Source organism: Saccharothrix ecbatanensis, from assembly GCF_014205015.1.
Taxonomy (GTDB): domain Bacteria; phylum Actinomycetota; class Actinomycetes; order Mycobacteriales; family Pseudonocardiaceae; genus Actinosynnema; species Actinosynnema ecbatanense.
Genome location: NZ_JACHMO010000001.1, coordinates 4,890,673 through 4,914,799, shown reverse-complemented (window position 1 = coordinate 4,914,799; position 24,127 = coordinate 4,890,673). Strand labels below are relative to the sequence as shown.

Below are 24,127 nucleotides of genomic sequence, written 5' to 3'. Positions count from 1 at the left end.
TTACGCGCCGGGCGTGGCCGGTGCGGTTAGGTTCTGCTCATGCAGCAGGAGCACGCCGATCCCAGGACGCAGCGACGTTCCGGCGGGAACGCCGTCCAAGCCGACCTCGCCACGAACCCGTACCGGGTCGACCGGGACAGGGTCGCGAGCTCGCCGTTCTTCGCCCGCCTCGGCGGCGTCACGCAGGTCGTCAGCTCGACCGGCTCGGGCCTCCTGGTGCACAACCGCCTCACGCACAGCCTCAAAGTGGCCCAAGCCGCCCGCGCCATCGCCGAACGACTCAACGCCCGCCCCGACCTCGCCAACCTGCTCGACAAGCTCGGCGGCTGCGACCCGGACGTGGTGGAGGCGGCCTCGCTGGCCCACGACCTGGGCCACCCGCCGTTCGGGCACCTCGGCGAGCAGGTCCTGGACCGACTGGCCCGGCACCGGTTCGGCCTGTCCGACGGGTTCGAGGGCAACGCCCAGTCGTTCCGCATCGTCACCACGACGGACGTGCGCGGCCCGGCGGCGGTGGGGCTCGACCTCACCGTGGCAGTGCGCGCGGCGATGCTCAAGTACCCGTGGACGCGCCTGTCGTATCCCCGACCGCACCCCAAGGACATGGCGGCACCGCCGCGGGGCGCGGCCGAACCCACCGACGCGCCGGGCACCGGTTCGAGCAAGTTCTCCGCCTACGTCACGGAACTCGACGACGTCGTGCAGTCGCGCACGTTCTACACGGGCCGGTTGGAGCCGTGGCAGCAGACGGTCGAGGCGTCCGTCATGGACACCGCCGACGACATCGCCTACGCCATCCACGACCTGGAGGACTTCCACCGCGTGGGGGTGCTCCAGCACGCCACTGTGTCCGCCGAGCTGAACACGTGGCTGGACAACGCCGTGGAGTTGGCCGGTCTGAGCGCCGCCGACCTAGCCGCCCAGGAACGGCAGCCAGGACGTTCACTGGAAACCCTGCGCCGCCGCCTGCACGCCAAGGACTCGTGGGCCGTGGACGACGGCGCGTTCGCGCACGCCGTGGCGAAGGTCCGCAGCGAGCTGGTCGACGGCCTGCTGGCGGTCCGGTTCGACGGTTCGGTGGAGGCCGAGCAGGCCGTGGCCGGGTTCTCTGCCCGCTGGACCCGTCGCCTGGTCGACGCGGTCGCCGTGATCGAGGAGCCCACGACGCGTTCCGGGCACGTGGTGCTGGCCGTGCCGCAGTGGCACGAGGTGCAGGTGCTGAAGTTCGTGCACCGCCGGTTCGTGCTCCTGCGCCCGGACCTCGCGCTGCACCAACGCGGTCAGGCCCGGCTGCTCACCGCACTGGTCGAGGCGTTGGAGCAGTGGGTCACGGACCGGCACGAGGCGAACCGGCTGCCGCGCCGGTTGCACGACCTGGTCGAGTTGGCGGGCGCCGAGTACGCGGTGATCGCTCGGACCGACCCGTCGATGTTGGTCGGCGCCACGGGTGAGACGCCGACCGGACCGGACGCCGTTCGGGCACTGGCGCGCGGCCGGGCGGTGGTCGACTTCATCGCCTCGCTCACCGACAACCAGGCCGCGGCGCTGCTCGACGCACTGTCCGGACGAACCGGTCAGCTGTGGACAGATGCGTTCGTACTGTGAATTGTGATGGGACAGCCGTCTGAGGAGTAGGCCGAACGGTGGCAGACGGTACTTGGGCGTGCGCAATACGTTGACCCCTCGGTCGAAGATTCCAGACCGAGTGGCTGCGTGCGTCGGGGGCACGCCCAACTGGGGGAGACGCCTGTGCGCTCACCGAAACTTCGTTTCCGAAGAAACGCCCTGCTCGCGGCGGGTGCCGCGGCACTGTTAGCCCTGGGCGTGGTGTCGCCCGCTTCCGCCGATCCGCCCAAGGCCGCCAAGGGCATCGAGGCCAACACCGCGGCTCAGATCGCCGCCCTCCAGGACATCAAGAAGTCGCTCTCCGGAGCAGAGTCCAAAATGGACAGCGCGCTCGTGGTCGAGCAGCGCCGCCGGGTGAACGCCGGCACGTTCAAGAAGCTTCCCGCGCTCCAGACGGGCGTGAAGGTCCACAGCGGAAACACCGTCCTGGTGGACATCCGCGCGCACAAGGTCACCGATGAGCTGGTCGACGCAGTGCTGGCCACGGGCGGCGGTGTCCGTTCCGTCTCCACCGAAGGCGCGACGGTTCGGGCCCAAGTGCCGCTCGACTCGCTCGCCAAGCTCTCGGCGCGCGACGACGTCCGTCGCGTCGAGACCGCGGTCGAGGCGAAGACGTTCCACAAGCAGGACCGCAAGGCCGATCCGGCGCCCTCCAAGGAGGACAAGGCCAAGGAGATCGAGGCCCGCACCCGCGAGGCTTTGATCGCGCCGCAGGCGATCCGCACCGGTGAGGGCGACCGGGCGCACGCCGCCGACACCGCGCGTGACGACTTCCGCGTCACCGGCACCGGCGTGAAGCTGTGCGCGTTGTCCGACGGCGTCGACTCGATCGCCCTGTCGCAGACCGCCGGTGAACTGCCCGCCGGCGTGGAGATCCTTCCCGGTCAGGAGGGCTCCGGCAACGAGGGCACGGCGATGTTGGAGATCCTGCACGACATCGCGCCGAACGCCAGCCTCGGCTTCGCGACCGCGTTCAACGGTGACGCGAGCTTCGCCGACAACATCCGCGGCCTGCGCTTCCGGCTGGGCTGCGACGTCATCGTGGACGACGTCCTGTACTTCAACGAGTCGCCGTTCCAGGACGGCGTGATCGCGCGGGCCGTGGACGCGGTGACCGCCGACGGCGCGCTGTTCTTCTCCTCCGCGGGCAACGAGGGCAACGTCGCGGACGGCACGTCCGGCCACTGGGAGGGCCGGTTCGTCGACTCGGGTGTCGGTGTCGGCAAGTTCGCCGGCAGCGCGCACGACTTCAACCCGTCGCCGGACTCGAAGCAGGTGTTCAACCCGCTGTCGGAGAGCTCGGGCAACGTCCCGGTGACGTTGTTCTGGTCCGATCCGCTGACGTCGTCGTTCAACGACTACGACCTGTACCTGGCGAACGCGCAGGGCAACGTGGTGGCGTTCAGCCAGAGCGTGCAGGACGGCACGCAGGACCCGTACGAGCGGCTGGACACGCCGGCGACCGCGTTCGGGCTGCGGCTGGCCGTGGTGAAGTTCCGCGGTGAGGACAAGTACCTGTCGCTGTCCGCGCTGGGCGGTCGGTTCAAGGATTCCGCCGACGGGCTCAAGAAGTTCGCGACGTCCGGCGTGACCCGCGGGCACTCGGCGGCCAAGGGCGCGATCAGCGTCGCGGCGGCCCCGGCGAACAACCCGCTGCCGTTCGACCTGGAGCCGGGTGACCCGGCCAACCCGCGCGGGCCGTTCCCGAACGCGTACGACGGCACGCAGGCGCCCGAGCGGTTCACGTCCGACGGTCCGCGCCGGGTGTTCTTCGCGCCCGACGGCACGCCGAGCGAGGAGGTCCGGCAGAAGCCAGACCTGACCGCGGCGGACGGTGTGCAGACCAGCGTGGCCGGGTTCAACCCGTTCTTCGGCACGTCGGCGTCCGCGCCGAACGCCGCGGCCATCGCGGGCCTGGTGCTGTCCGGCAACCCGGGCCTGTCGCCGGCCGAGGTCCGTGAGGCGATGACCGCCACCGCGATCGACATCGCCGAGACCGGTGTGGACAACCGCACCGGCGCGGGTGTCGTGCGCGCCGACCTGGTGCTCGCCTACACCGGCGCGTCGCCGCAGCCGTTGGCGAAGGCGGCGAAGCCGTCCGTGGTCAACGACAGCGACGGCAGCCAGTACCTCAAGCCGGGCACCACGGCCACGGTCACCGTGCCGGTGGTCAACTCGGGTGACGGCACGGCGTCGTCGACCAGCCTCGTGCTCACCACGCCCACCGCGGGCGTGACGATCGCGCCGCGGTCGAAGTACTACGGCAACGTCGAGGTCGGCCAGACCGTGACGAACACGTTCAAGGTGAGCGTGCCCGCCACGGCGACGGTCGGCACGGCGGTCAAGTTGGACGCGCGGGTGACCTTCGCCGGGTCCACGTCACCGACGACGAGCGCGTTCACGCTCACGGTCGGCGAGCCGTCCCGTGACTCGAAGACGTTCGCGTACGGCGGCCCGGTCGTGGCCATCCCGGACAACAGCGCGCTCGGCGTGACGGTGGAGATCCCGGTCAGCGACGTCGGCCGCGGCTCGCGGATCGCGTTGTCGATCGACGGTGACACGTGCAGCTCGACCACCGGCGCGACCACGGTCGGCATCGACCACACGTTCGTCGGTGACCTGGTCGGCACGCTGACCTCGCCGTCCGGCGCGACGGCGACGGTGTTCCAGCGCAACGGCGCGGGCGGCAACAACCTGTGCCAGGTCGTGTTCGACGACTCGGCCGAGCGGCCGTTCTCGTCGGTGACCAGCGCGTTGGCGCCGTTCACGGGCACTTGGCGGCCGACCACTCCGTTGAGCGCGCTGCTCACCGAGCCGGTGGACGGCACGTGGACGTTCAAGGTCGTGGACGCGGCCTCGTCCGACCGCGGTTCGCTGCGCTCGGTCTCGTTGAAGATCAACGGTTACGTCTGAGTGATCGTTTGTGCGTGAAAAGGCCCCGGGAGCACGCTCCCGGGGCCTTTTTCGTAACGTGTTACTTGGGCCACTCCCAGCGGATGCCGAACACGCCGGGGCCGAACCCGAGCGCCACCGCGTGCACGCCACCGGCGTTGTCCAGCGCCAGGTTGCGCCGACGCGACGGCGTGTCGTCACCGGCGGGCAGGCTGAACTGCTGGCAGCGCGCGGGCAGGTTCGACTGGTCGAACCGCACCTCGATCACGTACTCGCGCACCGGCAGCCGGAACTTGCGGGTGAACGAGTTGTTGCCCGCCGGGTAGTGGCCCTCGGCGAACAGCAGCTGGTACTCCATGATGATGGTCTCGCCCCTGGCCAGGGGCCTGTCGAACATCATCTCCGCGGCCATGATGTTGACCTCGGTGTCCTCGACCACGCGCCCGAGGTGGCAGTTGCGCAGGTTGACCACCTGCGGCAGCACGTCGGCCTGCTCGGTCTCGAACACCAGCGCCCACCGGTCGGGGCCGTCCTGCTCGGCGCGCAGGATCTGGCGCACCCACACCGAGCGCTGACCGCCGTCCGCGGCGATCTCGATCCGGTCGTGCTGGCTGATCCGGCCGAGCTTCACGTCCGAGGACGTGTCCACCTGCGTGAGCAGGTTCGCCACCCGCTCGCGGCGCTCCCACAGGGCGTCGATCGGCATCATCGTCGTCGGGCGCGACCGCCTGCCGCGCGGACGCGGTGGGCCGAGCAGCGCGGACAGGCCTGCCTGAGGCACGCCGAGGACTGTCTCCAGGTGACGCAGGGCCTCCAACGACTCCGGTCGTTCGGGTCGGCGGCGGCCGGATTGCCAGTAGCTCAGGGTCGCGACGCTGATGGTGACCCCGCGCAGCGCGAGCCGGTGCTGGATGCGGTCGAGACTCAGCCTGCTTGCTTTGATCGCAGCTCTCAGCGCCTCGGGAAACGGTCCCGTGGTGAGAAGCTGCGCAAGACTGCCGTGGCCCGTCGAGTCGAGTTCGTCGACGGACAGGTTGGGTCGACCGGCAGCGTTGGTCATTGTGACTCCCCGCTGTCATGAGATCACGCCCCAGTGACCCTACCCGCCAACGCAGGGCGTTGGTGCCTTCCAGGTGGAGTCATTGGTTGGGCCATACGGGTTACGAGTTCACTGGGATGGGCATCGTTCTGTCAAGTGGTGAACATCCTGGCTCCCCCCTTTGTAAACCCGTCGGTAACATTGTGCAACGGCTTCTTCGGGGGTGTGGCGGCGGGACCTTCGGGGCTCGGCGGGCACGCCCCACCGGGGCGCGCGGGCCGTTGGCGGCCACTGATCCGTTGGCCCTACTGTGTCCGGGGTGACCGCCGCCCAGGACCTCGTGCCGCTGCCGGAGGACCCGCTGACGGAGGTCGCCTCCGCCGTCTTGGGCACCGGCCACCACGTGGTGATCGACCTGCTGGACGTCGTGCGCCACCACGGAGGGCCGCCGGTGGACGTGGTCCGCGCGGGTGACGACCTGCTGCCCCGGTTGGCCCACGAGAACGCGCTCGACCAGGCGCTGGTGCTCGCGCGGCAGGCGTTGCGGCCCGGTGGCCTGTTCGTCGCCGCGGTGCCCGAGCTGGACAAGCTCGGCCGGCTGCGGCCCACCGCGCCACCGCCGAAGGTGTCCGGGCGTGGCCAGGACCGGCAGGTGACGGTGCAGCTGTGGGACTGGGCGGCCGACGGCGAGTCCTATGCGCTGGAGGTCGTGCAGCTGGTGCGCGGCGCGGAGACGTGGGAGGTGGGGAACACCGTGTCCACCCGGCATCGCGTGCTGTCGCCCGAACAGGTCTCCGCTTCGCTGGCCGACGCCGGGTTCGGCGCGGTGCAGCGGCTGTCGCCCGCCGAATGCGGGCATCCGCTGCCGGTGTGGGTCGCGGTGGCGCCGGCGGTCGCGCCGGCATGAGTCGGATCCGCCCGGTCGCCGGTGGTGGGCGGGCGGTCGAGGTGCCGCCGGAACGCCTGGAAGGGTGGTTCTCGCGGTTCGGCGCCCGGCACGGCGGGGTGGTGTCCACGTCGGTGGAGCCCGATCTCCTCCTGGTCACAGCGGCGGACGAGGCCGAGGTTTCGGTCTCGCCGGCCTTTGGAGAATTCACCCGTTCGGGTGAACAGTTTTCTGGGCTGGAGCTGGGTCCGTTGCTTCTTTACGCGTTCGCCCCGCGTCGGATCGGGCTGCTGTTGGTGCGGCTCGGCGGGCACAGCATCGGGATCGCGCAGGACGGCGTGGTCCTCGTGTCGACTACGGACAGTCGTCAGGTGCACGGGCGTAACAAGGCCGGCGGGTGGTCTCAGCAGCGGTTCGCGCGGCGGCGGGAGGGGCAGGCGCGGGTCGCCCTCCAGGCCGCGGCGGACGACGCGGTGCGGGTGTTGGCGGCGCGGGTGGGTGAGCTGGACGCGGTCGTGCTCGGTGGTGACCGTCAGGCGTTGGACGCCCTTCGGGGTGACCGTCGGCTGGACGAGGTGTTCGCCCTGGCGTCACCGCGGGTGCTGGACGTGCCGGAGCCCCGGCGGGCGGTGCTGGACGAGGCCGCGGTCCGTGCCCGCGCGGTGGAGGTCGTCGTCCGGGAACTCCCGGAAAACTCGTGACAACCCCGCGGCACCCCGACCGCATTTCTAAGGGTGAGAGGGCACCGACCACCGGTGGCCTCACGAACCCGAGGAGCAGTCTTGCTGCGCAAACGACTCGTAGTGGCGGTCGGGGCCATCCTGCTCGGCGGTGTCGCCGTGGCGGTGCCGGCGTTGGCGTCCGGCGGTGGCGACGAGGCGCCCCCGTCCACCACGGTCGCACCGACCACCACCACGTCGATCGCCACGTCGCCTCCCGTGACGTCTGCTCCGGTGACGTCGCCTCCCCTGACGTCGCCTCCCCTGACGTCGCCTCCCGTGACGTCGATCGAGACGACGCGTCCGATGCCGACCTCCATCGCCACGTCGCCCCCGTTGCCTCCGATCGCCTGGCCGCCGCCGGTCACGGTCACCACGACCCCGGCGGATCCCGTTCCGCGCCCGACGGTGACGACGTCGCCCGGCGCGCCGCTGCCCACGTTGACGACGACATGGCAAGCGCCGCCCACGACGACGGTCACCACGAGGCGCTGACGGCGTGAGCTGGAACGCGGAGTTCACCCACCACTTCGACCGGTGTGCCGACTCGATGCGCTTCACCGCGTTCTTGTTGTGCGGCAATCACCACGAGGCCGAAGACGTGGTGCAGTCCGCGTTCCTCAAGCTCTACCTGGCCGGGCCGAGGTTGGTGCAGCAGGGAGGGCTGGACGCCTACCTCCGGCAGATCGTGGTGCGCACGTTCCTGGCGGAGCGGCGTCGGGTGCGGTGGAAACGGGAGAAGCTCACCGACGTGCTGCCGGAGGTGCCGGTGGCGGGGTCGTTGAGCGAGGACAAGCTGGTGGTGTGGCAGGCGCTGCGGGCCGTGCCCGCGAAGCAGCGGGCGACGCTCGTGCTGCGGTACTGGCACGACCTGGGGGTGGAGGAGACGGCGGAGGCGCTCGGTTGCTCGGTGGGGACGGTGAAGAGCAACACGAGCCGTGGCCTCAAGGTGTTGCGGCAGAGGCTGGGACAGGAGTTCGGCGCGTTGTGGCAGGAGGTGTCGCGCGGTGCTTGAGGACGAACTGAAGAAGACGTTCGAGGAACTGAACATCCAGCCGCTGCCACGCACGTTCGGTGCGATGGACATCGTCCACCGGGGCGTCAGCCTGAAACGCCGCCGCCGTGCCTACGCGGTAGGCGCGACCGGCGCCGGTACCGCGGCGATGGTGGCCGTGGTGGTCGCCATCGCCCTGAACCAGTCCCCGGACCAGGACCACGACAGCCCCGCCGGCCCTCCAGCTCCCGGCAGCACTACTACCACCACCAGCACCACGACCGGGATCCCGACCAGCCCACGCAGCACCGAACCGAACGGCGCCACCTCCACGACCGCCGGCCCCCCGAGAACGACAACGAGCCCACCACCCCCCATAACCAGCACGACCGGCCCAAGACCCACAACCACCACCACCCCCACCACCCACGACCCCACCATCACTACGACCCACCAACCCCTACAAACCACCGCCCCCAACTAGCCCGCCACACACCCGCACACCGGCCTACACACACCCACCTGCCGACCGCCCCTTCGCCCTTCGCAGGCCCGCCGGACTTCGCCAGAACCACCCAGCCCGCTCACCCTCGCCTGGCCGCACCCATCGAGCAGCCCTGCCTGCCCTGCCCGCCTGGCCTGGCCTGGCCTGCCCGCCTGGCCCTGCCCGCCTGGCCCTGCCCGCCCGGCCCGGCCTGCCCGCCCGCCCGGCGTATCTGCCTGCCTGCCCGCTCTACCTGGCGGCGGCCGTCGTCACGGCGCTGATCGACCGGTCGGGCGGCTGCTCAGGCGCGCGGGCCGGCGCGTTCTGGTCCAACTGGGCTGTGGCGCTGAAGCTGCTGCGGGTCGAGTCGGAGCTGGCGGTTCGGTCCCGGTCTGCCCTGCCTGCATGCCTGCCCGGCCCGGCCGAGTTGCGGTCTGCCCGCTCGGTGGGTGCGAACGTGCCCGCACACGTCAACGGCGGGACCCGCTAGTTGCGAGCCCCGCCGTTTCGGGCTTGAGTCGGGCCGACTGTTGGCGGCTGGCCGTTGCCGTCCTGGCATCCGGCGACGCAGCGATCGGCGCCCCGGCGTCCGGCCGGGCCGGGCCGGCGATTACCCCACGGTGCCGGTGGACAGGAGCCCGCCGTCCACACGCACCGTCCCCCCGGTGATCCACTCGGCCTCGTCCGAAGCCAGGAACGCCACCAACCGCGCGACGTCCTCCGGCGTGCCGAGCCGCTTCATCGGATAACCGGCCGCAGCCTCCTCCTCCCGCCCCGTGTACAGCGCCTCCGCGAAACGCGTCTTCACCACCGCCGGCGCGACGGCGTTCACCCGCACCTTCGGCCCGAGCTGCCACGCCAGCTCCTCCGTCAACCGGATCAGCGCCGCCTTGCTCGCCCCGTACGCCGCGATCACCCCGGTCGACCGGATCCCACCCACCGACGCGATGTTCACCACCGCCCCGCCGTGCTCCTCCATCCACGCCTTCCACGCCAGCTGCACGAACCCCAGGGCAGCCACCACGTTCACGTCGAAGATCTTCCGCACGGCATCCAGATCCGCGTCCATCAACGACCCGAACACCGGGTTGATACCGGCGTTGTTCACCAGCACGTCCAACCGCCCGAACCGCTCCATGGTCCGCTCGACCGCCTCCGCCCGGTCGTCGGCACGGCCTGCGTTTCCTGGCACCGCCAACACTCGATCGGGTGACACGCCCGCCGTGGACGCCAGGGTGGCCGCCGCCTCCGTGACCGCCTCCGCCTTGCGCGCGGTGATCGTGACGGATGCGCCGCGTGACAGCAGCTCCAACGCGATGCCGTGCCCGATGCCCCGACTGGCGCCCGTGACCAGGGCCGCCCTGCCCGTGAAGTCCGAAGTCATAGCGGGCAATGTATGCCGGTGGTATGCCGGTGGACACACACCGTCAATCCGTTGGCATCCACCCAGTAGACTGACCCGGTGGTCATCCTGCTCGAGTAGTCCCGCGCTCAGCCGCGCCGTTGACCTCGCATGACCACACCACGGAGTAAAACTTGATCACCGCAACCGATGTCGAGTTGCGCGCGGGCTCGCGCATTCTGCTGTCCGGCGCCACCCTGCGCGTCCAGGCCGGTGACCGGATCGGCCTCGTCGGCCGCAACGGCGCCGGCAAGACCACTTCCCTCCGCGTGCTCGCGGGCGAGGGCCAGCCGTACGCGGGCGAGGTGCGTCGGTCCGGCGAGCTCGGCTATCTGCCGCAGGACCCGCGCGAAGGCGACCTGTCGGTCGTCGCCAAGGACCGCGTGCTGTCCGCCCGAGGCCTGGACCAGCTGCTCCGCGACATGGAGAAGATGCAGTCCGCGATGGCCGAGCTGGTGGACGACACCGAGCTCGACAACGCCGTGCGCAAGTACGGCCGCCTCGAAGAGCGGTTCGCCGCCCTCGGCGGGTACGCGGCCGAGAGCGAAGCCGCCCGGATCTGCGCGAACCTCGGCCTGGCCGACCGCGTGCTGGCACAGCCGCTGCGCACCCTGTCCGGCGGCCAGCGCCGCCGCGTCGAGCTGGCCCGCATCCTGTTCGCCGCCTCCGAGGGCGGCGTGGGCGCGAAGTCCGGCACGATCCTGCTGATCGACGAGCCGACGAACCACCTCGACGCGGACTCGATCGCGTGGCTGCGCGGGTTCCTCAAGTCCCACGAGGGCGGTCTGGTCGTGATCAGCCACGACGTCGAGCTGATCGAGGACGTGGTGAACAAGGTGTGGTTCCTCGACGCGACGCGCGGCGAGGTCGACATCTACAACATGGGCTGGAAGAAGTACCTCGAAGCGCGCTCCGCCGACGAGAAGCGCCGTCGCCGTGAGCGTGCGAACGCGGAGAAGAAGGCCGGCGCGCTGATGGCGCAGGCGGACAAGATGCGCGCGAAGGCCACCAAGGCCGTCGCCGCGCAGAACATGGCCCGCCGTGCCGAGAAGCTGCTCTCCGGCCTGGAGGACACCCGCCAGGCGGACAAGGTCGCCAAGATCCGCTTCCCGCAGCCCGCCACGTGCGGCCGGACGCCGTTGACCGCGGAGGGCCTGAGCAAGTCGTACGGCTCGCTGGAGGTCTTCAGCGGTGTCGACCTGGCCATCGACCGCGGTTCGCGGGTGGTCATCCTCGGCCTGAACGGCGCGGGCAAGACGACGCTGCTGCGCCTGATCGGCTCGATGGAGCGCGCGGACAGCGGCGAGGTCATCGCAGGTCACGGCCTCAAGCTGGGGTACTTCGCGCAGGAGCACGAGACGCTCGACCACGAGGCCACGGTCTGGCAGAACATCCGACACGCCGCGCCGGACACGCCGGAGCAGCAGCTGCGGTCGCTGCTCGGCACGTTCCTGTTCAGCGGTGAGCAGCTGGAACAACCCGCGGGCACCCTGTCGGGCGGCGAGAAGACCCGGTTGGCGCTGGCCGGGCTGGTGTCGAGCGCGGCGAACGTGCTGCTGCTGGACGAGCCGACCAACAACCTCGACCCGGCCAGCCGCGAGCAGGTGCTCGACGCGCTGCGCCGCTACGAGGGGGCCGTCGTGCTCGTCACGCACGACGCCGGTGCGGTGGAGGCCCTTGAGCCCGAGCGGGTGATCCTGCTGCCCGACGGGACCGAGGATCACTGGTCCCAGGAGTACCTGGAACTCGTGCAGTTGGCCTGAGCCAACGGTTTCCACCGCCTGGCCCGCAACGTGAGCTTTGATCGACTCTCTGTGATCGAACGACCGCTCGCCGATCTTTTCGCTTGATCACCTGGCGTTCTTGGTCTTCGTGTTCGATCATTGCGACGACAGGGGCTTTCGAAGGCCCGACCTGCTGTCTACGGAAGGCGGGACAAGGTGGCTGACCTGAAGAAGGGCGCCCGGATCACCGGCGCCACGCGGGACAAGCTGGCCGCTGACCTGAAGAAGAAGTACGAAAAGGGCGCGAGCATCCGGGCGTTGGCCGAGTCCACCGGACGCTCCTACGGCTTCGTGCACCGGGTGCTCAGCGAGTCCGGTGTGCAGCTGCGCGGTCGCGGTGGCGCCACCCGCACGAAGAAGAAGTAAGCTACCCTCCGGTAACCACACGGTGTCGAGGAGAGACGACGCCTGACGAAACCCGGAGGCTCACGCATGTCGGCACCGACGACCATCGACGCCGGCCTGCTGAAACGCGGAGGCGTGCGGCTCGTCGTGGACGGACCGCGCGCGACGATCACGCTCGATCGTCCCGACGTGCTCAACGCACAGACGCCGTCGACCTGGGTGGCGTTGCGGACGATCGGTGAGCAGCTGGGCCCGGACGTCCGCGTGGTGGTCGTCCGGGGTTCCGGTCGTGCCTTCTCCGCGGGGCTGCACCGGCAGATGTTCGCCGGACCCCCGCTGGAGGGCGAACCGGGTCTGGCGGAGATCACCCGCCTGGGCCCGGTCGAGGGTGCGGCGCGGATCGCGGACTTCCAAGAGGGGTTCCGCTGGCTGCGCGATCCCGATCGGGTGACGATCGCCGCGGTGCGCGGGCATGCGATCGGTGCGGGCTTCCAACTCGCCCTCGCGTGCGACTTCCGCGTGGCCACCGACGACGTCAAGTTCCGCATGGCCGAGACGTCACTCGGCCTGGTGCCCGACCTCGGCGGCACGCTGCCCCTGGTGCGGCTGGTCGGGTACTCCCGCGCGGCTGAAATCTGCCTGACCGGGCGGTGGGTGGACGCGGACGAGGCGCTGCGGATCGGCCTTGCCAACGCCGTGGTGCCCGGGGACGGGCTGGACGCGGCGGTCGACGACCTCGTCGCCCAACTCCTCCGACCCCTGCCGGGCGCGGTGCGCGAGACGTTGGCGCTGCTGGCGTCGGCGGCGGACGGTGCGAGCGAGCAGGAGCAGTTGCGGGCCGAACGCGAAGCCCAGCTTCGTCGGATGACCGAGCTGAGCACGCTCGCCGGACTCTAGAGCGAGCTGGAACCGGCCCACGCCCCAAGACGGACAGCGCCCGAGACTGACGGCGCCCAGGGCTGATCACGTTCCTGGGCCGGCGGCGGTCGGCACTGGCGGCGGTCGGCTTTACGCGGTGGCGGGATCCAGGACGACCACCGGGATCTGCCGTTCAGTGTGGGTCGCATAGGTCGCGTGAGGCTGGTAGACCGCGACCAGTCGTTCCCACAGCGCCGCACGCTCGTCGCCCTCCGCGACGCGCGGCCGGACGTGGCGACGTTCGCCGCCGGGCAGTTCCACCTCGGTGGTCGCCATCGCCATCAGGTTGTGGAACCACGCCGGGTTGGCGTCCGTGCCGCCCTTCGACGCGACGATGACCAGGCGGGGCGCGTCGTCGAGGTAGATCAGCGGGTTGGTTCGGCCTGTCCGGACTTGCGGCAGACGTGGTTGAGCAGCAGCACGGGGGCGCCTGGGACTACGAGGCCGAGGCTGAGGGTGAGGGTGAGCGGCCTCGACCGGGCCTGCTACCAGCGGATGCGGGACCTGGTCTCGGTCAGCCCGGCGCTGATGGCGGCGTCCGTCGAGCGGGGCGCGGTCCGGCTGGACGAGGTCGCGCGGCTGATCGGCGCCCGGATGGGGGTCGACCCGGCCACCGACCCGCGGCCGCACCTGGTGGCCTCGGTCGTGCTGTGCGCGGTGCAGACGGCGGTCACCGCGTGGCGGGCCACCGGCCGTGACGCGCCGGACTCCGAGCTGATCGGCCAGGCGTTCGACCTGCTGTCCGCGGGCCTCGACTACCCGGCCGCCCCGAGCTAGTCCGAACCTCACGCGCGCATGTGGTCACGATGTGCACTTGCGCGCGTGAAACGGGAACGTCACGCACTCCGCCGGCGTTGCTGTCTGTCGTGGACGGTAACTGGGGTTTGATGCGCAGCGCGATGCAGGCGTCGGACGCACCCGGCGGGGTGCGGCGCGGGACGTTCCGGCGGGTGTTGGCGTTCGCCGGCCCCCACCGGCCGAAGTTGGTCGTGTTCCTGCTGCTCACGGTGGTGTCGGCGGTGCTCGCGGTGAGCACGCCGGTGCTCGCGGGGCGGGTGGTGGACGCGATCGTCGGCGGTCGGGACGTGTCCGTGGTGGTGTGGCTCGCGGTGGCGATCGCGGGGATCGCGATCCTGGACGCGGCGCTCGGCCTGGTCGAGCGCTGGCAGTCGTCGCAGATCGGGGAAGGTCTGATCTTCGACCTGCGCCGCGCGGTGTACGAGCACGTGCAGCGGATGCCGGTGGCCTTCTTCACCCGCACGCGCACGGGCGCGTTGGTGAGCCGGCTGAACAACGACGTGATCGGCGCGCAGCGGGCGTTCACCTCGACCCTGTCCGGCGTGGTCACCAACGTGATCCAGCTCGGGCTGTCCCTCGCCGTGATGTTCACCCTTTCGTGGCAGGTGACGGCTCTCGCCCTCCTGCTTCTCCCGGTGTTCATCCTGCCCGCGCGGCGGATGGGCACCCGGATGGCGGACCTCCAGCGCGAGGCCGCGACGCTGAACGCGGGCATGACGACCCAGATGACCGAACGGTTCTCCGCGCCCGGCGCGACGCTGGTGAAGCTGTTCGGCCGACCGCGTGCCGAGGTGGACGAGTTCGCCGACCGGGCCGCGCGCGTCCGCGACATCGGCGTCCGCACGGCGATGGCCACCCGCTGGTTCATGACCGGCCTGACGCTGGTGTCGGCGCTCGCCCAGGCCCTCGTCTACGGCCTCGGCGGCTACCTGGCGCTCACCGGCAGCCTCGCCGCCGGCACGGTCGTGTCGCTCGCGCTGCTGCTGTCCCGCCTGTACTCGCCGCTCACCGCCCTGGCCAACGCGCGCGTCGACGTGATGACCGCGCTGGTGTCGTTCGAGCGGGTCTTCGAGGTGCTGGACCTGAAGCCGATGATCGCCGAGCCGGAGCAGCCGCGCCGCGTGCCGGACGGGCCGGTGTCGGTGGAGTTCGAGGACGTGCGGTTCGGCTACCCGTCGGCGGACAAGGTGTCGCTCGCCTCACTGGAATCAGTGGCCACTTTGGACGCACGTGGTGGCGAGGAAGTGTTGCACGGCATCAGCTTCCGGGCCGAGCCTGGCCAGCTGGTGGCACTCGTCGGGTCGTCGGGCGCGGGCAAGTCGACCATCGCCTCGCTCGTGCCGCGACTGTACGACGTGGAGGGCGGCACGGTCCGACTGTCCGATGTGGACGTTCGTGAGGTGTCGTTCGAGTCGCTGCGCGGAGCCGTGGGCGTGGTGACGCAGGACGGCCACCTGTTCCACGACACGATCCGCGCGAACCTGACCTACCCGCGACCCGAGGCCACCGAAGAAGAACTGTGGGACGCACTGCGCCGCGCACGTCTGGAAGAGCTGGTCCAGTCGCTGCCCGACGGCCTCGAAACGGTGGTGGGGGAGCGCGGTTACCGGCTCTCCGGCGGTGAACGGCAGCGGCTGACGATCGCCCGCCTGCTGCTCGCCCGGCCACGCGTGGTCATCCTCGATGAGGCGACCGCCCACCTCGACTCGGAGTCCGAGGCCGCGGTGCAGGTCGCGTTGACCGAGGCGTTGCGCGGCCGGACCGCGCTGGTGATCGCGCACCGGTTGTCCACGGTCCGTGCGGCGGACCAGATCCTCGTCGTCGAGGCCGGACAGGTGGTGGAACGCGGCACGCACACGGAACTCCTGGCGGCCGGGGGACGCTACGCCGATCTGTACCACACGCAGTTCGACGAAGCGCCCACCCGGGACGACGAAGATCTGGAGACTCCCGCCGCCGTCTAAAGACCCGCCTGGAGACCTGTCTAGAGACCCGAGAGGAACGTGCCGGTGGCGGCGACCGCGGCCTTGGACGACCCGCCTTCCACCACCAACACCGAGAACGCCAGGTCACCGCGATAGCCGATGAACCACCCGTGCGAACGGGTGCCGTCGCCGAACTGGGCGGTTCCGGTCTTGCCGCGCACGCCGCCGTACCCGGCCAACTCGCGCGCCGTGCCGCCGGTGACGACGTCGCTCATCATCGACCGCAGCGCCCCGGCGACCCCACCGGGCAACGCCGGCGGCTGGACGCCCTCGGTCTCGATCTCCCGGATCAACCGCGGCACCGGCGTGCGGCCCTGCGCGACCGTGGCCGCCACCAAAGCCATGCCGAACGGCGTCGTCCTGATCGTGCCCTGGCCGATCGCCGCCTCCACCTGCGCCGCCCCCGGCGCGGGCTCGGGAATCTGGCCGGTGTTCGTGGTGACGCCCGCGACCGTGAAGTCCGACGTCAGCCCGAAGTAGCCGGCCGCGTTCGGCAACGCCGACGTGGGCAGGGTCGCCGCCAACCGGCCGAAGCTCGTGTTGCACGACGCCGCGAACGCCCGGCGGAACGTCACCGTGCCCAGCTCGAACGAGTCCTCGTTGGTGATCGTCCGGGTGCCGATGGTCTCCTTGCCCGGACACGCCACGGGCGTGTCGATGGTCGCCAGGCCACCGGTCATCGCCGCCGTGGCGGTGACGACCTTGAACGTCGAACCCGGCTCGTAGTAGTCCACGAGCGGACGCGCCGCGCCGACGGCGTTCTGCGCCACCGCCAGGATCTCGCCGGTCGACGGCTGGATCGCGACCACCATCGCCGCCTGCGGCAACTGGTCGACCGCGGCCTCGGCGGCGGCCTGGACCTTCGGGTCGAGGGTGAGCGTCATCGACTGCTTGACGAAGGGCTTCTGCTCCTGCAACACCGTGACGGGAGTGCCCGCCGCGTCGACCACGGCGACCTGCCAGCCGGGCGTGCCTGCCAGCGACCCGACGCTCTGCACGACCGACCCGGTCACCGCGGGCGCGAAGCCCGGCGGCACCGGTTGGCCGGCCCGGTCGAGCAGGGCGCCGTCACCGGACGTCGTGGTGTAGGCCAGGCTCTGGCCCTCGGTGAGCTGCGGGTGCAGCAAGATCGGCGACCAGTGGACCTTCCAGTTGTCGTCCACCAGCCGCATCTCGATCTTGACCGGGTACTTCAGCGGCACGCCGCCGGGCAGCGTCCACGTGACGTTCGCGTCGATCGAGCTGGTCGTGGTCCCTTCGGGGACCTGCGGACTGCGGCCGAGCTGGACGTGGACGGTCGCGCCCGGCATTCCCTGCCGCGTGCGGGTGATGACGGGAGCCGCCACCTCCGACGCGTCGGTGAACACCCCCGCCTGTCCCGCCTGGCCGGACATCAACGCGCTGGCGAACTGCTGGGCGACGGTCCCCGGCGGCACCCGTGCCGGTCTCTCCTCGGCCTTCGGTTCGTCGCCCGACCACAGCGCCAACGACCCCGCGACGATGATCCCGACCGTGGCGACGCCCCCGACGGCCAGCACCCAGCGCTTTGTTCTCGTGTTCACGAATAGAACCCCCTTGAGTCGGAGGCTAACGCGAACGTGTGGAGATTTCGTGAACGATCAGCCGAGCTGCGGCACCCTCGTCTGGTACTTGCGGAGCAGGTCCGCGTTGGCCGTGTCGCCGCCCTCGACGTTCGCGCTGCGCCACAGCGGCAGCGGCACGCCCGCCTCGGCGGCCTTGTCGAACAGCCGCACCATCAGCAGGTTCCACAGGAACGTCGTCGCCAGCGTGGACACGGCGGCGGTGACGGGGTTGTCCGGCGGGTAGGTGGCGTCACCGGGCGGGACCATGTTGTCCAGCACCACGGTCGCGTTCTCGGCGAGCGTCGTGCCCGCCCGGCGCGGTGCGAGCGCGCTCGCCGCGACCGAGGTCACAGCGACCACGGGGCAGCCGGCGTCGGCCGCGAGCACGGCCAGTTCGACCGGGTACGGGTTCACGCCCGAGGTGGAGAACACGAACAGCACATCGTGCGCGGCCAAGTGGGCTTCGCGCAGGACCTCGGCGGCCAGGCCGGAACGGCGTTCGGCGGACGTGCTGCTGACCGCGCCGTGCATCGGTAGCAGTTCCGGGTGGTAGACCGGTCGGACGCACGCCAGGCCGCCCGCGCGGTAGAACGTCTCGGCGACGGCGGCGAGGGAGTGGCCGGCGCCCGCGGTGAGCACCATGCCGTCTGCGCGCACGCTGGCCAGCACCAGTTCCGCGACGTCGTCCAGTGCGGCGGCGTTGTGCTGCTCCACTCTGGTCAGGTGGGTGCGCACGACGTCGCCGTAGTCGGAGTCGGTCACCGTCTCGATCGTCATGCGGACCCTCCAGTGGTCTATACCAACCTGTCGCACGCCAAGTCCTACCGGATAGTCCCACCAGTTGCCAGGGTGTTGACGTTTGAACACGCCGGATGTTCAGATGAACACCATGGATGTTGCTTGGCGGCACGAGAAGATCCTCCAGCGCCTGCGGGGTGGCGAGCGGGTGGCCGTCGGCGTCCTGGCGCAACTGGTGGGCGCTTCGGAGATGACCGTGCGGCGCGACCTCGACGTGTTGGAGCGGGAAGGGCTGCTGCGGCGCGTTCGCGGTGCGGCGGTCGGGATGTTGACGGGTGAGGAGACCCCGTACGCGGCGCGCTCCCGTCAGCGGTTGGAGGCCAAGCGGCGGATCGGCGCGGCGGTCGCGGACCTGGTGGACGACGGCGAGACGGTCGTGCTCGACGGCGGCAGCACCACGCTGGAGGTGGCGCGGCGGCTGGCCGACCGGCGGCTGACCGTGCTGCCGCTGTCCCTGCACTCGGCGGACGTGCTGCGGGGCGGCGGGCAGGTGCGGCTGGTGTTGCCGGGTGGCGACGTCCGGCCCGGTGAGCTGGCGTTCGTGGGGCCGCTGACCGAGCACGCGTTCCAGGTGATGCGGTTCGACACGATGGTGCTCGGTAGTTGTGGTCTGAGCGCCCGCAACGGTGTGTCGGCGCACGACCTCGCCGAGGGCGCGGTGAAGAAGGCCGCTGTCGAGGCGTCGGCACGGGTCGTCGCCGCGATCGACAGCTCGAAATTCGGGCGGACCGCGTTCGGGCGGGTATGCCCGGTGGAGGACATCGACGTCCTGGTCACCGATTCGGACGCTCCGGAGGACGAGGTGGCACTGCTGAGGGAAGCCGGCGTGGAGGTGCGGCTTGTCTGACGTCGCAGTGAGGGCTCCGGCCCGTCGGGCGCGGGTGGCGACGGCGATCGTGTTCGCCGTGCACGCCGCCGTGTTCGCCGCGTGGACGCCGCACATCCCGGCGGTGAAGGACCGGCTGGAGCTGAACGACGGCACGCTGGGGTTGACGCTGCTCGGCGCGCCGGTGGGTTCGGTCGCCGCGATGCTGCTGGTCGGCGGGTGGGTGGCGCGCTGGGGTAGCCGGCGGGTCGTGCTGGGCGTGTTCGTCGGGTACGGCCTGGCGTCGCCGTTGTTGGGCTTGGCGTGGGAACCGTGGGCGTTGTTCGTGGGATTGGCGGTGTGGGGCGGGTTCCAGGGCGCGCTGGACGTGGCGATGAACTCGCAGGGCATCGCGGTCGAGCGGGGGTACGGCCGGCCGATCCTGTCGAGCTTCCACGCGTGGTGGAGCTTCGGCGGGTTCGTCGGGGTGGGGTTGGGCGCGGTGGCGATCGCCGTGGGGCTGGACCTGACCACGCAGATGTTCGTCGTGACCGGGCTGGTGCTGCTGCTCGCGTTCCCGTTGACCAGGGCGATGCTGGGTGACGACCACTCGGTGGACGAGCACCGGCTCGGGTTGCCGTGGCGGGACAAGCGGGTGTTGCTGCTGGGCGCGATCATGTTCGCCGGGCTGCTGTGCGAGGGTGCGGTGGGCGACTGGGCGGCGCTGTACCTGCGGGAAACCGTCGGGGTGCCGGCGAATCGCGCGGCGTGGGGTTACGCGGTGTTCGCGGCGCTGATGTTCGTGGGCCGGGTGATGGGTGACCGGTGGGTGGTGCGCTTCGGCCCGGCCCGCGTCGTCGGCGGCCTCGCGGCGGTCGGTGCGGTGGGCATGGCGGTGGCGCTGGTGGTGGGGGAGTTCTGGGTCGCGCTGGCCGGGTTCGGCGCGTTCGGGCTGGGGCTGGCGTGCATCGTCCCAGTGGCGTTCAGCGCGGCGGCGGCGCAGTCCGACGCCCATGCCGCGCAGGCGATCGCGGGTGTGGCGACGGCGGGCTGGGCCGGGTTCCTGCTCGGTCCCGCGCTGATCGGGCTGCTCTCGCACGCGAGTTCGCAGACCTGGGCGCTGGCTGTGCTGCCCGTCCTGTGCCTGGGCGTGGTCCTGGGCGCACGGTCGCTCGGCGGTCGCCCGTCCGCCTGATCACGTCCGCCTGATCACGGTCCGATGTAGCGCGGTTCCACTGGCGGCAACGGTTTCTCCGGCAGGTTGGCGTGTGCCTTCGACATGAAGTCGAACCACGTCCGCGCGGGCAGCGTGCCGCCGTAGATGTCGCCTTCGCCGCACAACCGCGGCGGCCCGGCGTTGACGCAGATACCGGACGGAGAGGTGCTGTCGTTGAACACCTGCACGGCGCCGGCGTAATCGGGCGTCGCACCCAGGAACGCCGCGGACTTGTACTCCTCCGTCGTCCCCGTCTTGCCCAACGCCGGCCGCGTCCACCCGAACTGCTTCGCCGCCGCCGCGGCCGTGCCCTGGCCCTGGTCGTCCTCGCTCAACCCCACCGCCAGGGCGTTCGCCAACGCCTCGTCCACCACCTGCTCGCACGGCGGCTCGGTCAGCTGCACCGGCTTCCCGTACCGGTCCAGGATCGCGTCCACGGGCGACGGCTGGCACCACTTGCCGCCCGACATCAGCGTCGCCGCCACGTTCGCCAGCTCCAACGTGCTCGTCGGCGCGGGGCTCAACGTGAACGACGCGTTCCCGGCCGACTTGAAGAACTCGGACTGCGTCACCCGCAGTTCCTTCTGCTTCGACTTCTTGTCCGGCGGCACGCCCGCGATGTTCGTCGCCATCGTGTCCCGCATGCCCAACCTGGACGCCATGTCGACCACCGCGTCCAACCCGACCTTCTCCTCCAGGATCACGAACGCCGTGTTCGGCGACGTCGCCAACGCCTGCTTCAACGTCATCCGGGGCGGGTAGCTGGAGTTGTGGTTTCGCAGGCAGTACCAGTACGTGTACGGCTCGCCGGTGCCCGGACACGACGGCGCCCCACCGCGGAACACCCTTGACGTGTGGTGGAACGGGGAGTCGACGACCGTCTCGATCCCGTACCCCTTCTCCAACGCCGCGGCGGCCGTGAACACCTTGTACACCGACCCCGCGCCGAACTTGTTCTCCACCGCGGTCGGCAGGTCGAACTGCGTCTGGAACTTCGCCTGGTCGAGCCCGTAATCGCGGTTCGACACCACCGCCGCGACCTCGTGCCGCTCCTTGCCCGGCTTCACGACCGCCGCCGTGTTCGCGATGCCCGGCGTCGTCTTCGGCACCTGCGCCTCGGCCGCCAACTTCGCCTGCTGCGTGAGCGCCCGGTCCAGGTTCGTCCGGATCGTGTAGCCGCCGACCTTCAGCTCGTTCAGCGTGTACCCGGTGCGGGTCAGGTGGTTCACCACGAACGAGCAGTAGAACCCGAAGTCCGGCCCGGCGCCGACGCACCCGGTGGGCAGCGGTCGCACGGGGGTGGCCAGGCCGAGCGGCGAGCGCTTGTGCGCCTCGGCCTGCTCGGGGGACAGCTTGGCGTTCTCCACCATCAGGTCGATGACCATGTTCCGCCGCTCGATCGCCTTGTCCGGCCGGGCCTCCGGGTCGAGGAACGTCGGGCTGTTGACCAGTCCGGCGAGCATCGCGGCCTGCGGCACGGTCAGCTTGTCCGGCGTGGTCTCGAAGTAGGCCTGCGACGCGGCGGCGATGCCGAAGACCGTGCCGCCGAACGGCACCACGTCCAGGTAGCGCGACAGGATCTCGTCCTTGCTCAGCTGGTTCTCCAGGTGCATCGCGATCCGGGCCTCGCGCAGCTTGCGGGCGATCGTCTGCTCCTGGGCCGCCTTCTGCCCGGCCACGTTCTCCCGTTCCTGCACGTGCACCAGGTGGTTCTTCACGTACTGCTGCGTGATGGTCGACGCGCCCTGGGAGATCTGGCCCTCGGACTGGTTGCGGAACGCGGCCCGGATGGTGGCCAGCCAGTCGACGCCCTTGTGCTCGTAGAACCGGCGGTCCTCGGCGGAGATCAGGGCGTCCTTCATCACCTGCGCGAGCTTGTCCGGCGGGGTCAGCACGCGGTACTGGTCGTAGAGGTACGCGAACGGCACGCCGTCCTTGTCCGTGATGGTCGTCATCAGCGGCGGCAGCGTGTCGAGCAGGTTGACCGACGTCGCGGCGACGTGGTCGCTCATCCTGTTGGAGAGCAGGCCGGCCGCGCCGACGACCGGCATCGCCATTCCGGCGAGCAGCAGCCCGGCCACCAGGCAGAGGCCGGCGAGTTTGGCGAGGCACGCGGTTCGCATGACCATTGACGTTACGCTCGGGCGGCCGGCCGAAAGGGCCCGCGGAACCGGGTTCACTGTAACGTACGGATAATAGCGCCCCGACGTTTAACCCGGCTTTGTTCACCCGATCGTGAACGAATTCACGCAGCGTGAAAACGGTCGGTGTGGTCGGTGCGGGTGAACGCGGCGCTGGCCAGATCGGCCGCGTGCCGCATGGCGGCGGCGTGCAGCGCGGTCAGCGACAGCGCGTCGGCCTCCGCCTCCGGGTTGCCCATGGCCGGTTCCAGCCGCGACTCGGCCGTCACGTAGACGACGCACTCGGCGGCGACGCTCAGCCGGCGGGCGAGGAAGGCCACGGCCCTCATCAGCCGCTCCGCCTCCGCCTCGGTGATCGGCACGACCCGCGGCGGGTCGGCGTCGACCTCCGCGTCGAGGTCGCACCGGCTGGCCCGGCACGCGAGGCCGCGGTCCCACAGTCCGGCCGCCTCGTGCAGCGACTCGATGAACGGCTCCCAGTCCACTTGGGTCGAGCTCATGGTTCCCACCTTCCGATGCGTCGCGCCCCGAAGTCGCGCCCGATAACGGAGTGCCCCCGGATGTGATCCTTAATGCCGGCATATCCCCGCTGAGGGGGAATTGATCATGTCGGACCGGAGTCGGACGGTCACGCACGCGACTCGAAAGGCGTCGGCCGTCATTCGGTCGGGTGGAAACGACATCTTCAGGTTGTCCGGGTGTCAGTGGTGGTAGCCGTTCTCCAGAAGTCACACGGGCTCCGCCGAAGAGTCGGCGGCGAAGGGGAGGACGGTCCGATGCCGGCGCGATCGCACAGGCTGATGTCCCGGACGGCCGCGTCCGCACTGGTGCTGGCATGCCTCGCCGTCCTGCACACCCCGGCGTCGGCTGCCGGACCGCACATGTCGGCGACGGCCACTGGGCGGGACACGCCGGCGTCGGGCGCCGGACCGCATATGTCAGCGACAGTCGCCGGGCCGGACACGCCCGTGACGTCCGCCGAGCCGCCCGAGGGGTCCGCCTACGCGGGTTCCGAGATCGCCAAGCACGAGCGCCAGGCGCCGGTCGACCCGGCGGAACTCCGCCTCGACGGCGCCGGCGTCCCCGGCATCGACGTGAGCAGCCACCAAGGCGACGTGGACTGGCCGCACTGGTGGGGCCAGGGCAAGCGGTTCGCCTACGTCAAGGCCACCGAGGGCACCGGCTACGTGAACCCCAAGTACGGGCAGCAGTACAACGGCTCGTACCAGGTGGGCATGGTCCGCGGCGCGTACCACTTCGCGTTGCCGGACCGCTCGGACGGCGCCGCGCAGGCGAACTACTTCGTGGACAACGGCGGCGGCTGGTCCGGTGACGGCCGGACGCTGCCGGGCGCCCTCGACGTCGAGTACAACCCGTACAGCGACAACAAGTGCTACGGCCTCGCTCCGGAGGCGATGGTGGCCTGGATCGGCCAGTTCAGCGACACCTACCTCGCCCGCACCGGCCGCCGGCCGGTGATCTACACGTCGACCCTGTGGTGGGACCAGTGCACCGGCAAGCTCGGTGACTTCACCACCACGAACCCGGTCTGGGTGGCCCGCTACGCGGAGAGCGTCGGCCCGCTCCCGCACCGCTGGTCGGTGCACACCATCTGGCAGCACACGTCCACCCCGATCGACCAGAACCTGTTCAACGGCACCATGGACGACCTCGTGGCGCTGGCCCGGGGCTGAGTCGTCCGGAACGGCGGC

Annotated in this window: 22 protein-coding genes; 15 read left to right on the top strand and 7 right to left on the bottom strand. The window is 70.7% G+C overall.

What is annotated here, in order from left to right:
- Positions 1-39 precede the first annotated feature (39 nt).
- Both F4560_RS20315 and F4560_RS20310 read left to right on the top strand, forming a co-directional pair.
- Positions 40-1,605 carry a deoxyguanosinetriphosphate triphosphohydrolase family protein gene (locus F4560_RS20315; RefSeq protein WP_184922196.1) on the top strand — a complete coding sequence of 522 codons (1,566 nt, stop codon included), beginning with the start codon at positions 40-42 and terminating at the stop codon, positions 1,603-1,605.
- Between the two features lie 144 nt (positions 1,606-1,749).
- Positions 1,750-4,539 carry a S8 family serine peptidase gene (locus tag F4560_RS20310; protein WP_312869383.1) on the top strand — a complete coding sequence of 930 codons (2,790 nt, stop codon included), beginning with the start codon at positions 1,750-1,752 and terminating at the stop codon, positions 4,537-4,539.
- Between the two features lie 61 nt (positions 4,540-4,600).
- Here F4560_RS20310 and F4560_RS20305 read toward each other — a convergent pair whose 3' ends face one another.
- The gene (locus F4560_RS20305) at positions 4,601-5,578 is read right to left on the bottom strand and encodes a helix-turn-helix domain-containing protein (protein WP_184922194.1); all 978 of its coding nucleotides are present in this window, start codon (positions 5,576-5,578) and stop codon (positions 4,601-4,603) included.
- Between the two features lie 298 nt (positions 5,579-5,876).
- Between F4560_RS20305 and F4560_RS20300 the strand changes: the two genes are divergently transcribed.
- From F4560_RS20300 to F4560_RS20280, 5 genes are all read left to right on the top strand, one after another.
- Complete coding sequence (locus F4560_RS20300) at positions 5,877-6,464, top strand: hypothetical protein (protein ID WP_312869382.1); 588 nt, start codon at positions 5,877-5,879, stop codon at positions 6,462-6,464.
- Positions 6,461-7,144, top strand: a complete 684-nt coding sequence (locus F4560_RS20295) for an acVLRF1 family peptidyl-tRNA hydrolase (RefSeq protein WP_184922193.1) — start codon at positions 6,461-6,463, stop codon at positions 7,142-7,144. Before F4560_RS20300 ends, F4560_RS20295 begins: the two co-directional genes overlap by 4 nt.
- 81 nt (positions 7,145-7,225) lie before the next feature.
- A complete protein-coding gene (locus F4560_RS20290; RefSeq protein ID WP_184922192.1) occupies positions 7,226-7,657 on the top strand; it encodes a hypothetical protein in 432 nt (143 codons plus the stop codon).
- A gap of 4 nt (positions 7,658-7,661) precedes the next feature.
- Positions 7,662-8,177, top strand: a complete 516-nt coding sequence (locus F4560_RS20285; protein ID WP_184922191.1) for a SigE family RNA polymerase sigma factor — start codon at positions 7,662-7,664, stop codon at positions 8,175-8,177.
- A complete protein-coding gene (locus F4560_RS20280; RefSeq protein ID WP_184929749.1) occupies positions 8,170-8,640 on the top strand; it encodes a hypothetical protein in 471 nt (156 codons plus the stop codon). The genes F4560_RS20285 and F4560_RS20280 overlap by 8 nt, the downstream gene beginning before the upstream one ends.
- A 610-nt stretch (positions 8,641-9,250) precedes the next feature.
- Here F4560_RS20280 and F4560_RS20275 read toward each other — a convergent pair.
- Positions 9,251-10,024 carry an SDR family oxidoreductase gene (locus tag F4560_RS20275; protein WP_184922190.1) on the bottom strand — a complete coding sequence of 258 codons (774 nt, stop codon included), beginning with the start codon at positions 10,022-10,024 and terminating at the stop codon, positions 9,251-9,253.
- A gap of 152 nt (positions 10,025-10,176) precedes the next feature.
- On the opposite strand from F4560_RS20275, the gene F4560_RS20270 reads away from it, so the two are divergent.
- The 3 genes from F4560_RS20270 to F4560_RS20260 all read left to right on the top strand — a co-directional run bounded on the left by F4560_RS20270 (position 10,177) and on the right by F4560_RS20260 (position 13,068).
- On the top strand, positions 10,177-11,805 hold the full coding sequence (locus tag F4560_RS20270) for an ABC-F family ATP-binding cassette domain-containing protein (protein WP_184922189.1): 1,629 nt from the start codon (positions 10,177-10,179) through the stop codon (positions 11,803-11,805).
- 177 nt (positions 11,806-11,982) lie between these two features.
- Entirely contained in the window at positions 11,983-12,192 is a 210-nt protein-coding gene (locus F4560_RS20265) for a helix-turn-helix domain-containing protein (protein ID WP_015103570.1), read from the top strand.
- A 66-nt stretch (positions 12,193-12,258) separates the two neighbouring features.
- The gene (locus F4560_RS20260) at positions 12,259-13,068 is read left to right on the top strand and encodes an enoyl-CoA hydratase/isomerase family protein (protein WP_184922188.1); all 810 of its coding nucleotides are present in this window, start codon (positions 12,259-12,261) and stop codon (positions 13,066-13,068) included.
- Positions 13,069-13,179: 111 nt separating this feature from the next.
- On the opposite strand, the gene F4560_RS20255 is transcribed toward F4560_RS20260, so the two are convergent.
- On the bottom strand, positions 13,180-13,425 hold the full coding sequence (locus F4560_RS20255; protein ID WP_312869859.1) for a nitroreductase/quinone reductase family protein: 246 nt from the start codon (positions 13,423-13,425) through the stop codon (positions 13,180-13,182).
- Positions 13,426-13,551: 126 nt separating this feature from the next.
- Here F4560_RS20255 and F4560_RS20250 point away from each other — a divergent pair, with 126 nt between their 5' ends.
- Both F4560_RS20250 and F4560_RS20245 read left to right on the top strand, forming a co-directional pair.
- Positions 13,552-13,866 (top strand): acyl-CoA-like ligand-binding transcription factor, encoded by a 315-nt coding sequence (locus tag F4560_RS20250; RefSeq protein ID WP_312869381.1) that lies wholly within the window; start codon positions 13,552-13,554, stop codon positions 13,864-13,866.
- A gap of 89 nt (positions 13,867-13,955) precedes the next feature.
- A complete protein-coding gene (locus tag F4560_RS20245) occupies positions 13,956-15,851 on the top strand; it encodes an ABC transporter ATP-binding protein (RefSeq protein ID WP_184922187.1) in 1,896 nt (631 codons plus the stop codon).
- 20 nt (positions 15,852-15,871) lie between these two features.
- Here F4560_RS20245 and F4560_RS20240 read toward each other — a convergent pair whose 3' ends face one another.
- Both F4560_RS20240 and F4560_RS20235 read right to left on the bottom strand, forming a co-directional pair.
- Entirely contained in the window at positions 15,872-17,434 is a 1,563-nt protein-coding gene (locus F4560_RS20240) for a penicillin-binding transpeptidase domain-containing protein (RefSeq protein ID WP_184922185.1), read from the bottom strand.
- A 57-nt stretch (positions 17,435-17,491) separates the two neighbouring features.
- The gene (locus F4560_RS20235) at positions 17,492-18,232 is read right to left on the bottom strand and encodes an SIS domain-containing protein (RefSeq protein WP_184922184.1); all 741 of its coding nucleotides are present in this window, start codon (positions 18,230-18,232) and stop codon (positions 17,492-17,494) included.
- Positions 18,233-18,344: 112 nt separating this feature from the next.
- Here F4560_RS20235 and F4560_RS20230 point away from each other — a divergent pair, with 112 nt between their 5' ends.
- Both F4560_RS20230 and F4560_RS20225 read left to right on the top strand, forming a co-directional pair.
- Positions 18,345-19,100 (top strand): DeoR/GlpR family DNA-binding transcription regulator, encoded by a 756-nt coding sequence (locus F4560_RS20230; protein WP_312869380.1) that lies wholly within the window; start codon positions 18,345-18,347, stop codon positions 19,098-19,100.
- A complete protein-coding gene (locus F4560_RS20225; RefSeq protein WP_184922182.1) occupies positions 19,093-20,253 on the top strand; it encodes an MFS transporter in 1,161 nt (386 codons plus the stop codon). Before F4560_RS20230 ends, F4560_RS20225 begins: the two co-directional genes overlap by 8 nt.
- A gap of 14 nt (positions 20,254-20,267) precedes the next feature.
- Here the strand turns inward: F4560_RS20225 and F4560_RS20220 are convergent, their stop codons facing one another.
- Positions 20,268-22,397 (bottom strand): transglycosylase domain-containing protein, encoded by a 2,130-nt coding sequence (locus F4560_RS20220; protein ID WP_246477855.1) that lies wholly within the window; start codon positions 22,395-22,397, stop codon positions 20,268-20,270.
- A gap of 122 nt (positions 22,398-22,519) precedes the next feature.
- Positions 22,520-22,915 carry a hypothetical protein gene (locus tag F4560_RS20215; RefSeq protein ID WP_184922180.1) on the bottom strand — a complete coding sequence of 132 codons (396 nt, stop codon included), beginning with the start codon at positions 22,913-22,915 and terminating at the stop codon, positions 22,520-22,522.
- 435 nt (positions 22,916-23,350) lie between these two features.
- On the opposite strand from F4560_RS20215, the gene F4560_RS20210 reads away from it, so the two are divergent.
- Complete coding sequence (locus F4560_RS20210) at positions 23,351-24,109, top strand: lysozyme (protein WP_312869379.1); 759 nt, start codon at positions 23,351-23,353, stop codon at positions 24,107-24,109.
- Positions 24,110-24,127: the final 18 nt, after the last annotated feature.

Bases quoted from the DNA above. Each gene is read 5' to 3' on its own strand.
- F4560_RS20215 (WP_184922180.1), bottom strand. From the start codon at position 22,915: ATGAGCTCGACCCAAGTGGACTGGGAGCCGTTCATCGAGTCGCTGCAC.
- F4560_RS20315 (WP_184922196.1), top strand. From the start codon at position 40: ATGCAGCAGGAGCACGCCGATCCCAGGACGCAGCGACGTTCCGGCGGG.
- F4560_RS20295 (WP_184922193.1), top strand. From the start codon at position 6,461: ATGAGTCGGATCCGCCCGGTCGCCGGTGGTGGGCGGGCGGTCGAGGTG.
- F4560_RS20305 (WP_184922194.1), bottom strand. From the start codon at position 5,578: ATGACCAACGCTGCCGGTCGACCCAACCTGTCCGTCGACGAACTCGAC.
- F4560_RS20275 (WP_184922190.1), bottom strand. From the start codon at position 10,024: ATGACTTCGGACTTCACGGGCAGGGCGGCCCTGGTCACGGGCGCCAGT.
- F4560_RS20260 (WP_184922188.1), top strand. From the start codon at position 12,259: ATGTCGGCACCGACGACCATCGACGCCGGCCTGCTGAAACGCGGAGGC.
- F4560_RS20220 (WP_246477855.1), bottom strand. From the start codon at position 22,397: ATGCGAACCGCGTGCCTCGCCAAACTCGCCGGCCTCTGCCTGGTGGCC.
- F4560_RS20235 (WP_184922184.1), bottom strand. From the start codon at position 18,232: ATGACGATCGAGACGGTGACCGACTCCGACTACGGCGACGTCGTGCGC.
- F4560_RS20210 (WP_312869379.1), top strand. From the start codon at position 23,351: ATGTCAGCGACAGTCGCCGGGCCGGACACGCCCGTGACGTCCGCCGAG.
- F4560_RS20230 (WP_312869380.1), top strand. From the start codon at position 18,345: ATGGATGTTGCTTGGCGGCACGAGAAGATCCTCCAGCGCCTGCGGGGT.